Here is a 10,531-nt window from a genome sequence, read left to right on the forward strand (position 1 = left end):
CAGGGCAGGCCGGATCACGTGGTGATGGCAGACCCGGAAGGTAACGAGTTTTGCCTGGTCTGACGGGGTCGGTCAGGCCAACTGGCCGCGCGCAGCGTGTCGCGTCCCTTCCTATGCGGCAGCCCTTGCCGGCGGAGCTGGCTCGTAGCGCCGTCCGTCGCGCAGAAGGGCCCAGAGGACGTTGACGCGGCGGCGAGCGAGAGCCAGGACGGCCTGGGTATGACGCTTGCCCTCGGCACGTTTGCGATCGTAGAAGCGCCGGGATTCCTCGCAGTGGCGGATGCTGAACAACGCCGAGGTGTAGGAGACGCGTTGGAGGCGGCGGTTGTATCGCTGCGGGCGGCGCAGGTTCCCGCTCAGCTTCCCGGAATCGCGGGGCACCGGGGCGACGCCGCCGAAGCCGGCGAGGCGGTCGGCGGTGCCGAAGACCGTCATGTCGCCGCCGGTGGCTGCCAGGAACTCGGCGCCGAGGATGACGCCCAGGCTCGGGCATGCTGGTGATCACCTCGAAGGTGTGGTGGTCGCGAAACCGGGCCTCGATGGCCTTGTCGAGCTCGGCGACCTGCTGGTTGAGGCTCATCACTTCCTTGGCCAGCGTGTGTACCAACGTGGCGGCCAGCTTCTCGCCGGGCAGGCTCGTGTGCTGCCGTTCGGCGGCCTGGACAGCGGTTTCGGCGAGCCGGTCGGGGCGGACGACGTGGCGGTTGCGCAGCCAGGTCTCCAGCCGCTTGACGCCGATCCGGCGAATAGCCGCGGGGGTCTGATAGCCGGTCAGCAGGGTGAGCGGGCCGGTGTTGGTGAGGTCCAGGGCCCGCTCCAGGCCGGGGAAGATGCCAGTGAACTGGGCACGGAGGCGGTTGACGGTGCGGGTGCGGTCGGCGACCAGGTCCATGCGGCGGCCGGTGAGGATCTTGAGATCGATGACGGTGTCGTCGCCGGCCCGCAGCGGATGCAGATCGCGGCGGACGCGGACCTGGTCGGCGATGACGGCGGCGTCCTTCGCGTCGGTCTTGCCCTCGCCGCGGTAGCTCTCGGAAGCGCGGTGGATGGCCCGGCCGGAGATGTAGTGGACCGGCTGGTCGCGGTTGACCAGGAGCGCGATGGCCAGGGCGGCTCCGCCGTCGGCCAGGTCGATGCCCCAGGTCACCTCGTCCCCCAGGGCCAGGATGTCGGCGAGGAGTTCGAGCAGTTCGGGTTCGTCGTTGGCGACGCGTCGCGACAGCAGGCGGCGGCCGCTCTCGTCGATCGCGACGCAGTGATGGTGGGCTTTGCCTGCGTCGATGCCAGCCCAGATCGCGGCCATGTGGTGCCTCCGTGCGGTGGTGTTGCTGGTGCCTCCCACGGACGACCTCGCTGTCGATTCCCTACGTAGCGATCATTCGCAATTCCTAATTGGCAGCCGAGTCGTCGTGGGGCGTCGGGCGGCCAATCGATGGAAGCCACAAGTGGCAGAAGTTTGAAAGCCACACCCGACGCCCCTGGGTGGATGAACCATACGAAGGGCTCACCACGTCCCGCAGAACAACGTAGGGAAGTCTGAGTGATGAAGGTGACAGCACGGCGGCGATGGTCTGTTTGCGTCAATGACTCCAGTAGTCGCGGTGTGGTAGTTCGACCCACACGTCTGGAGGTCCGACCACGGCGCGCCTGTCGGTCAGACGCAGTCCTGCAAAGGCGCAGGAGTAGGCCACCGCGCTGTGCTGGTAGAGGTACGAAGCCAGCACTTCGTCGCAGGTGTCGTTCTCGTCCGGCCCCCCACCCGGGTGCAGGTCCGAGCCCTCAACGGTTCCATGCCGGACGATGCTGCCCTGGTTGCCGCTCTTGGGATTGGCGTACAGGCCGTAGCAGACCGTGCCGGCGGACAACCTGGCCAGCACGCCCGGCATGCTCGGCGCGTATCCCCAGGGCTGCGTGACCACGCAGCCACCCGGCACCGACGTCACGCCGATGAACTGCAAGCTCTCGTCCATGTCGTACTCGTACGGATCTTCCAGCAGCTCATCGATGACTTCGTCCTCCACCGGCGTCGCCTGAAGACGGCGCACCGCCTCGGCCGCATCGATGCCGGAGACACAGGCCAGCCCCGTACCGTCATAGTGGAATGTGCCCAGTGCCGTGGTGAGCCGATGGGCCTCCTGCGCTGCCGCACGCTCCGTGTCGGTCAGGCCTACTCCTTCGGGTACCGAGAACAGGCCCGGCGTCGGTCCAGCCAGGCTCAGCCGCCCCGGTGACCAGCCGCCGATCGACAGCCGCCAAGGATCGGCCCCGGCAGCGGCGAGGGCTCGTGCGTTCTCCGGCTTCCTGGACACGACGGCCTCCCACAGCGCCGTCACCCCGCCCTCCAGCGCGTCCACATCCGCGGCTCGACCAGCCAACTCAGCGACGACCTCCGAGGACCCGAACACCGCTGCGCGATGCAGAGGTCGGCCCCCGCGCCATCTTTCCGGATCGGCGCCTTCACCGAGACGCCGACGAACGTCGTCGACATCCGTCCAGTCCCAGCCCATGCCGGCCCAGCCGTCACTATCCGCTGTCACCAAACCCCTCCAACGTGGCGCATGCATTCCCGCTACACGCTCGCACACAGGTCCGACACTGAGGCCGACCAGCGCAGTCAACCGCCGAAGTGCTTGCCGTGCCCCGGCGATGACACCGCGGTCCTGCGCCGCCGCCTGCCGCTCCTGTCCGTACGTCTGTGGTGGCACGCCTACCGGAAAGCGTCCCCTCGGTGCCGGCGGCGCGTGCAGAGTCGCGGGCGGCAGTCGGCCCAGGCCCGGGGAGCAGTACGGGCCGTATGAAGAGCGCCCGGGTGCCGAGGAGCAGGCCGCCCCGCGGGGAAGGGGGCGGGCTCGGTCACGGTCGTCGTAGCGGTCCGTGCGGTGGAAGGTGGCCCGGTGAGGGACGAGGGCCCGCCTCCAGCCGAACCAGGATGCGCTCGTAAAGAGCGGGACGGGTCTGTTGTTGGTGCCCTCCACCAACAACAGACCGGGTAACCGAAGCTCCTGCGTTCCGGTCGCTCGGTTTCCATCGTGGCCTTACCCCGAGCGGTCAGGACTCGATCACCCCTTACGGTTGATGCATCAACTTATTCGGGATAACATTGTTGATGCATCAACAAGGGGTCATTTCCGAAGGGACAGCTGTCATGAGCAACGAGAAGGTCATCGCAGTCGCCGGAGCAACGGGGGCGCAGGGCGGCGGTGCCGCACGAGCGATCCTGGCCGATCCGGCGTCGGGCTTCACGGTCCGCGCGCTCACCCGGAATCCCGACTCGCCCGCGGCGAGGGAGCTCGCGGCGCTCGGGGCCGAGGTCGTGCAGGCGGACTTCGACGACGAGCCGACGGTGCATAAGGCGTTCGAGGGTGCCTACGGCGCCTTCCTTGTCACCAACTTCTGGGCGCATGGTTCGGCGGCGAAGGAGATGGAGGAGATCCAGGCCCTGGCCCGGGCCGCCGAGGCCACGGGGCTGCGTCACGTGGTCTGGTCGACGCTGGAGGACACCCGCGAGCTGCTGCCGCTGGGGGACGGCCGTATGCCGGTCCTGCAGGAGAAGTACAACGTGCCGCACTTCGATATCAAGGGTGAGGGCAACGAGCTGTTCAGGCAGGCCGGGGTGCCGACCACCTTCCTCAACACGACCTTCTACTTCCAGGGCTTCCTGCAGGGCCTCGGCCCCCAGCGCAACGAGGACGGCGTACTGACGCTGAACCTGCCGCTGGAGGACGGCAAGCTTCTGGCCGGAGTTGACGTGGCGGACATCGGCCGGACGGCCTTCGCCCTCCTCAAGGGCGGCGAGCAGTACATCGGCCAGACCATCAGTCTGGCCGGCGACCACCTGACCGGTGCGCAGTACGCGGAGAAGCTGGCGGCGGCGCTGGGTGAGCCGGTGCGCTTTCAGTCCGTGCCCTACGACGTCTTCCGGACCCTCGAGATCCCGTTGGCCGAAGAGCTCGGCAACATGTTCCAGTACTACGGCGACTTCGACCAGGAGTTCACCGGCGCCCGCGACCTGGACCGGCTGCGGGAGATCAACCCGGCGCTCAAGAACTTCGACACCTGGCTGGCCGAGAACGCCTCGAGGTTCGAGGTGAAGTGAATGGGTGCAACCACCACTGCGAGCGGGCAGCTGGGCGGCAAGGCCGCCCTGTGACGGGCGCGAGCCGCGGCATCGGCGTGCCCATCGCCCGTCGCGTCCCCGGGAGGGCGCGGCTGTGGCGATCACGTTCAACTCGTCTCCGGGCCACGCCGACAAGGTCGTCGAGAGCGTCACGTCCGAAGGCGGCAAGGCTGTGGGCATCGCGGCCGACGCGAGGGGCGCGGAAGCGGTCCGTGCGGCGGTCAACGGCACCGGTGGAGGCCTTCGGCCGTCTGGACATCCTGGTGAACAACGCCGGGACGGTCCCTACGGACCGATCGATCAGCTCACCGTCGACGACTTCGACCGGTCCGTCCCGGTGAACATACGCTCGGTGTTCGTGGCCGCACAGGAGGCGCTGCGGCAGATGGGACGGCGGCCGGATCACCTCGATCGGCAGCGTCTTCGCTGAGCGGATGCCGTTTCCGAACGGCACGCCATGCTCCCTCACCAAGGCGGTCATCGGCGGTTTCACCCGGGCGCCGGTCTGGGAGCTGGGGCCGAGGGCGATCACGGTGAACAACGTCCAGCCCAAGCCCGATCGACACCGACAGCAACCCAGCTGACGGTGGCCTCGCCCCGGGGTCTTTCTCGGCTCGCTCGCCGGAGCCGTCTCTCCGGTGCGGACGTTCACACCGCTGCTCGGCGCCGAGATCATCGTCGAACCGCGTATGACGGTCGCCCTCTCCGTGGACACCGAATTCGAGCACGGCGTTCTCGTGGACAGCGGGGACGTCCGCGTTGCCGACACCTTGCTGCACCGGGCGGAGCTCGGCTATGTCCCGCCGGGTGCCGACGCGTTGACGCTGACGAACGAGTCGGACGGCCCGGCGCGGGTGATTCTGCTCGGCGGCACCCCGTTCGACGAGGAGATCGTCATGTGGTGGAACTTCATCGGCCGCACCCACGACGACATCGTCAAGGCCCGCGAGGACTGGGAGGCCTCATCCGACCGCTTCGGCACGGTCGAGGCGTTTCCCGGGGCCCGGCTTCCCGCGCCCACCCTGCCCAACGCCACCATCAGGCCGCGCCGTAACCCTCCGCTTCGCTGACCTCACTCAGAAAGGCCCCCCGATGAGCCAGCCTTCTACCGCCCCGGTCGTCGAACGGCTGGACGCGCACCACCCGTACGAGATCGTGGTCGACGGCCAGCGCGCCGGCGTGACGTAGTACCGCGACCGCGGTGACCAACGCGCCTTCTTCCATACGGAGGTCGGAGACGCCATGAGCATCGCGCGCAGCTCCTCGGCGTCGACGTTGGCGCCGAACGGCTCCGTGCCCGGCTCCAGCCGTACTCCCGAGGCCAGGGGGCCGCGACGACGGGGCCGAAGCCGAGGTCGGCGACGAGGTGAGACGCTGGTCCTGGCTGTGGCTGTGGCTGCGGTAGGGGGCGGCGTCGCACCCGAGGTCGCGGAGGCCGAGTGCGCGCGTCCGCCGGAATCCACGGCCGCAAGGCCATCGCCATCGCCGGTGACGACCCCGAGCTGGCCTTCGTGTAACTGGGTGACCCGTCAACTCCTTTACACTCGCTTGTATGGATGAAGAGGTGCGGTGGTTGACGGCGGAGGAGCAGCGCGCCTGGCGGAGCTTTGTACGGTTGCATGAGCGGCTGGGCGGTCGCCTGTCGCGCATGTTGCAGAGTGAGTCGAAGCTCTCGTCCGCGGATTTCGGCGTGCTGGTCAATCTGACGGATGTGCCGGACGGTCGGCAGCGTTACCAGGATCTGGCCGGGGCCCTCGAGTGGGAGAAGAGCCGCATGTCCCACCACATCGCTCGGATGGCAGGAAGAGGGCTGGTGATCCGCGAGGAGTGCCCCGAGGACGCGCGGGGAGCGTTCGTGGTGATCACGGACGCCGGGCGGGTGGCGATCGAGGCGGCGGCTCCGCTGCATGTGGAGGCGGTACGCGAGTTGTTCCTGGACCATGTCACCCCCGCGGAGCTACGGACTCTGGCCGACATCTCCGACCGGGTGGTGGCGAAGCTGGACGAGGACCCCGCCTGATCGGCCGATCGCAGGGCTACCCGGCAGCGAAGGTGTCCTGAGGTTGTCCTGGGCCTCGAAGCCAAGGGCCGTTTCCGGACAGGCGGGGACTGGATCGTCAACGGGTGCTGTTCCGAGGAAAGATCGTGATCGACCAGTCAGGCTGTGTTCCTGCTGGCCGGGCGTGGGGTGGGGCCGCTCGTGCTCACGGGTGTCCTGGTCAACAACGCAGGTGTCCATCCCTTTCAGCCGTCGGCGCCATTACCTTCGAGCAGTGGCGCGTCGTGTTCGGCCTGAACGGCGATGGCATGTTCCACACGGCGAAGGCCTTCGTGCCGGGCATGGGCGAGCGGGGCTGGGGCCGGATCGTCAACACGACGCCGAACTCCGTCTCTCTGGTCGCTCCCCGTTACAGGCACTGCGTGGCGGGCAAGATGGCCGTGATCGGCCTCCCCCCGGGCACTGGCCACCGAGCTGGCAGGCCGCCACCGATCCTGGCCGGCAGGCCGACTGTCGCCGCTGGCGGCCTCCGGTCGAACGCGCCGTCGTTCGGCTCGTCCAGCACAGCAACCGGCGTCCGCGCTACCGCGGCACCATCAAGAACGACACCTGGCTCCACACCCGAACCGCCGCCCCTCACCCTCCGCCGACTGATCAACCTCGGGCTCACCCTCACCCGTGCCACCTGGCACATCGCACCAGCCGATGCATGACCGGAGGGGCTGTCCGGTCTGACGGCCGGACAGCCCCTCACTGAGATCGTCATCGACCTTCTAGCGGTCAAGCCAGCGTTGCAGCGCCTCGAGCACGTTCATGGGATGTGTGCTGAAGCTCAACCGGATGTCCGGCTGGAGCTCGATGAGCACGTTGACGATCCGTTCGAACAGGACGGTGTACTCCGGGACATTCTTGATGCCGCCGCCGATGAGCACCACCCCGAACGAGCGCCCGTCGAACAGCCGGCGCAGCTCGGCCTCAGCCTCGTCGGGGTCCAGGCTGACTTCGCCCGCCTCGCCGTCGATGCCGGTGGCCTGGAGCGCCGCCCAGCTGCGCTTCCTCATGGCGACCAGTTCCTCGAGCGTCGCAACCCCCGGCGGAAAATCGTCCGTCGAAAGCGCATCGGAGCGGATGCCGAGGGCCAGCACGCGTTGATTGACTGGAGGCTTCACTTGAGAGTTCTTGTGGGACATGGGGTCGCTCCTCCACGGAAAGCCCCCTCTGACGGCGCACTCACGGCTCCTCAGTTCTGCGGGGGGAAAATCAAGAGAAAGATGACACGTCCACTGTTGACGTGTCAAGTTCTTTGCGCTCGCTTGCGCTGTTCACCAGATGCGACGACAGCGTGATGCCGCAAGGGGCGGAACACGCGCGGTCTTGTGAGTGCTTGCGAGCACGCTATGGCGCGATACAGGCCGCCGGACGCGGCGCGCAGGCCTGCGTGGCCTGCGACTGGACATCGTCAAACTGCCCCCGACTGCCGCGCGCTGGTGGCTGACTCGGTTGTCGGAGCGGGATCGGTCACCGGCCGCTCCCTGCGCGGCGAGTACAACTTCCCGGTCACAACACCTGCGGCGACACCGCTGCCGTGATCGCGGCCCTGCAAACGTGGTGGCCCGGAGCGCCGTCGACTGCCCCCTCAGCTCGCGACAGGGGTCCAGCCGCCGCGCGCGTACCAGTACTGGGGCAGGCCCTCGGTGCCGCTGGTGCGGAACGGGATGCCGTGGTCGTCGATGCGCTCGGTGCCGGTCCGGCCCTGCGAGGACCAGTCGAGCTCCAGATACCAGCGGCAGTCGCAGCCGACGGTCCGGGCGTCGACCATCAGCACCTCGGGATCCTTCGCGGACACCCGGTAGGGCATGCGCACCGCCGGGGCGCTCGCTGAGTCCTCACCGCCCTGGACCGTGCGGGCGATGGGTCGGTCCATGTCCAGATCCACGGCGAACGAACGAGGGTCCAGGTCGCCGCCGCAGCCCTGGCCCGTGAGATAGACAGTGCCCTTCACCGGGGCGGCCCGTCCCACGACGCGGACCCGCAGCGCCTCCAGTACGACGACCGCGTCCGTCCGCCCCTGCACGGAGATGTCCACGAGTGTCTGGCCGCCGTGTACCGCGCCCTGTGCACGCGCCCACGGTGTGGCGTCCTGCGGGGCCGGGGGAGGCGGCACCTGCTGGGGTGCCTTGTCGATGATGTAGTCGTGATCGCAACCGGACGCCCAGAGCTGGGAGTTCACGGTCCAGGTGAGGGGCGGGACGGCGGGAACGGCCTTGGCTGAGGGGCTTGTGGCGGGGCTCATGGACGGGCTCGACGAGGGGTCGCCCACGGCGGATGCCTTCGGCGACTCCGTACCGGGCGACCGGCCGCGCGTGGTGGAGGCGGGTGCGGACGGTGTCGGGGAGCCGTGCCGTGTGCCTGCGGTCGTCGTGCCGGACGCCCGGTCGTCGGCGGTGGCCGAGGAGTGCCCGGACGGCAGGGCGGACAGGCTGCCCAGGGTGGCGATCAGTGCGGTCACGACAGCCGAGGTGACCGCGACGCGGTGTCTGTACCAGGGCTTTCGCAATGCGGGGCGCGACGCTGCGTCGTGCTCGCGCGACAAGCCGGGGAGGCTCTCCGAGGGGGTCTCCCGGGGACCGGGCAGGGGGCCGGGCGCGGCGGCGGGCACGGAGTCGACCGCCGCCGCGGAAGCGGAGTCGGCGGCTTCCGGGGGCACGAGTTCGGCCGCCCCGTCGGCCAGGGGGCCCTCGCTGCCCGCCGAGGGGGCTCCTGCGGCTTCCGGCGCGGACCCGGACGTCGTCCGGGACCGTTGTCGTGCCGCCACTGCCAGGACCCACCGCCGGTGCAGCTCGATCCGTTCGGCCCGACTGGCCTGGCACATCGCGGCGAACCGTTCCACGGGTGCGAAGCCGAGCGGCACGGCGTCCCCCGCGCAGTACCGATGCAGCGTGGAGGCGTTCATGTTCAGGTGCTGCGCGAGTGCCGCGTAACTGCGGTCCGTGCGGGCCTTCAGACGCCGCAGCAGCGCCGCGAACTCCTCCACCTCGTCCTGGGACGACACCAATACCCCCTGCCTCGCACCCCAGAACGGCATCCCGGGAACTCCGTAGAGGGAGAGGCCAGATGGCCTGGGATGGTTCCACCGCCTCGGGTGGGGCGGTGCCCGCTGCGCCTGCGGCGCGGGGCCACCGATGCCCGGCCGAGGAGCCGAGGACCTGCCACCAAGGAATCCTGTCCGCGACCCGAGGGCGTCGGAGGCACCGCCTGCGTCACGTTGAGTGCCCTATTCCGGTAACGCGGCTTCCGCCCAGGTCAGGTCGGCGGAGTCCTCCAAAGTGTGCGGCGTGCCCATCAGCGCTGTGCGGAGCGCTGCGGCGCGGTGGGAGTCGCCCGGTATGGTGACCAGGCTGAGGGTCGGGCCCACCGGTCCGTCCTGTACGCCGAATGTCAGCTCGTCCGGGGCTTCCTGGTCGGTCAGGGCGGCCGTGAGTACGGCGCGCAGCAGGGCCGTCCGTGCGGGGCTGTCGGCTGGTGGGGCGGCGTCGTCGGCCTGGGCGTGGATCGTCACTTCACAGCCTGCTTCCCGGGTACGGCCGACCAGGTCACGCAGGGGGCCGTCGAGGACGCCCGGCAGATGCAGTTCGTCACGGATGGACTGGGCCAGCCGGTTCGCCCGGGCTCGGACAACGACCGGGCCGGGCCCGTCGTCGCCGCGGTCCGCGGCGATCGCGTGGAGGAAGGGCACGATCTGCGTGTCGATCTCCCGCAGCCGACGGTGGTGCTGTTCGGCTCTCGCGCGTGCGGCGGACTCGGTGGCGATGACGACCATGCGGTGCTCGTGGGCATCCAGTACTGCCCCGCCCAGAGTGACCAGCGTGCGCCGGATGACCATGCCCATCACCACCCCCGTCGCCGGAGCGAGCAGCGCGGGAAACGTCATGGCGACCGTGCTCGCCGCCGAACCGGCGCCCGGGGGGTCCATGGCGGTCAGCACGGCGATGCCCACCTCCTCGCACACCAGCGCGAGAACCGTCTGGCGGACCGGACGAACGATGACGAGCAGGGTCAGCAGCGGGGTCACCGCGCCGATCGGCCACGAACGGTAGTCCGTGACGGCCTGCGGTGGGATCACCAGCAGGCAACTCACCGCACCCGTGACCGCAACCACCAGCAGTGGAACGGCCACCCGCGCCCTGATGCGGCGGTGAGCCCGGGTCAGCACTACGCAGGTGGCCCCCGCCAGCACCAGGTACCAGACGAGGTGTCCGAGCAACGCCGGCGTCCCCACCGTCTGGATCACCGCGACCACGGCCATGACCACCAAGTACGGCAGGCATACCGCCGCCAGCGCGCCGCGCACGTCGCCCACGGCGGCACGCAGCGTCTCCCGCTGTCCGCGCGGGCGCCCCGGCGCACCGTCGTGC

Annotated in this window: 10 protein-coding genes and 2 pseudogenes; 7 read left to right on the forward strand and 5 right to left on the reverse strand. The window is 69.4% G+C overall.

Annotated features, from left to right (window positions below; translation table 11 throughout):
• Positions 1 to 63, forward strand: a 63-nt coding sequence (locus AWZ10_RS55295) for a VOC family protein (protein ID WP_279616662.1), incomplete at its 5' end; no start/stop codon positions are given.
• A gap of 48 nt (positions 64 to 111) precedes the next feature.
• Here AWZ10_RS55295 and AWZ10_RS34660 read toward each other — a convergent pair.
• Positions 112 to 1,303: pseudogene (locus tag AWZ10_RS34660) on the reverse strand (IS110 family RNA-guided transposase).
• A 277-nt stretch (positions 1,304 to 1,580) separates the two neighbouring features.
• Complete coding sequence (locus AWZ10_RS34665) at positions 1,581 to 2,507, reverse strand: DUF6461 domain-containing protein (protein ID WP_244172644.1); 927 nt, start codon at positions 2,505 to 2,507, stop codon at positions 1,581 to 1,583.
• A 638-nt stretch (positions 2,508 to 3,145) separates the two neighbouring features.
• Here AWZ10_RS34665 and AWZ10_RS34670 point away from each other — a divergent pair.
• The 6 genes and pseudogenes from AWZ10_RS34670 to AWZ10_RS55955 all read left to right on the forward strand — a co-directional run bounded on the left by AWZ10_RS34670 (position 3,146) and on the right by AWZ10_RS55955 (position 6,829).
• Entirely contained in the window at positions 3,146 to 4,096 is a 951-nt protein-coding gene (locus AWZ10_RS34670) for an NmrA/HSCARG family protein (protein ID WP_060892989.1), read from the forward strand.
• A 115-nt stretch (positions 4,097 to 4,211) separates the two neighbouring features.
• On the forward strand, positions 4,212 to 4,547 hold the full coding sequence (locus AWZ10_RS34675; protein ID WP_060892990.1) for an SDR family oxidoreductase: 336 nt from the start codon (positions 4,212 to 4,214) through the stop codon (positions 4,545 to 4,547).
• Between the two features lie 4 nt (positions 4,548 to 4,551).
• Positions 4,552 to 4,701, forward strand: coding sequence for a hypothetical protein (locus AWZ10_RS51810; protein ID WP_159058449.1), 150 nt, complete (start codon positions 4,552 to 4,554; stop codon positions 4,699 to 4,701).
• An 18-nt stretch (positions 4,702 to 4,719) separates the two neighbouring features.
• Positions 4,720 to 5,187: pseudogene (locus tag AWZ10_RS34680) on the forward strand (pirin family protein); the annotation flags it as partial.
• A gap of 482 nt (positions 5,188 to 5,669) precedes the next feature.
• On the forward strand, positions 5,670 to 6,137 hold the full coding sequence (locus tag AWZ10_RS34690) for a MarR family winged helix-turn-helix transcriptional regulator (RefSeq protein ID WP_060892991.1): 468 nt from the start codon (positions 5,670 to 5,672) through the stop codon (positions 6,135 to 6,137).
• A gap of 125 nt (positions 6,138 to 6,262) precedes the next feature.
• Positions 6,263 to 6,829 carry an SDR family NAD(P)-dependent oxidoreductase gene (locus AWZ10_RS55955; RefSeq protein ID WP_159058450.1) on the forward strand — a complete coding sequence of 189 codons (567 nt, stop codon included), beginning with the start codon at positions 6,263 to 6,265 and terminating at the stop codon, positions 6,827 to 6,829.
• 60 nt (positions 6,830 to 6,889) lie between these two features.
• Here AWZ10_RS55955 and AWZ10_RS34695 read toward each other — a convergent pair whose 3' ends face one another.
• The 3 genes from AWZ10_RS34695 to AWZ10_RS34705 all read right to left on the reverse strand — a co-directional run.
• A complete protein-coding gene (locus tag AWZ10_RS34695; RefSeq protein ID WP_046706491.1) occupies positions 6,890 to 7,306 on the reverse strand; it encodes a hypothetical protein in 417 nt (138 codons plus the stop codon).
• A gap of 446 nt (positions 7,307 to 7,752) precedes the next feature.
• A complete protein-coding gene (locus AWZ10_RS34700; protein ID WP_409000792.1) occupies positions 7,753 to 9,168 on the reverse strand; it encodes a transcriptional regulator in 1,416 nt (471 codons plus the stop codon).
• 222 nt (positions 9,169 to 9,390) lie between these two features.
• A partial coding sequence (locus AWZ10_RS34705) for a hypothetical protein (RefSeq protein WP_159058451.1) occupies positions 9,391 to 10,531 on the reverse strand: 1,141 nt, incomplete at its 5' end.

Source organism: Streptomyces europaeiscabiei, from assembly GCF_001550375.1.
Classification (GTDB): Bacteria; Actinomycetota; Actinomycetes; order Streptomycetales; family Streptomycetaceae; genus Streptomyces; species Streptomyces europaeiscabiei.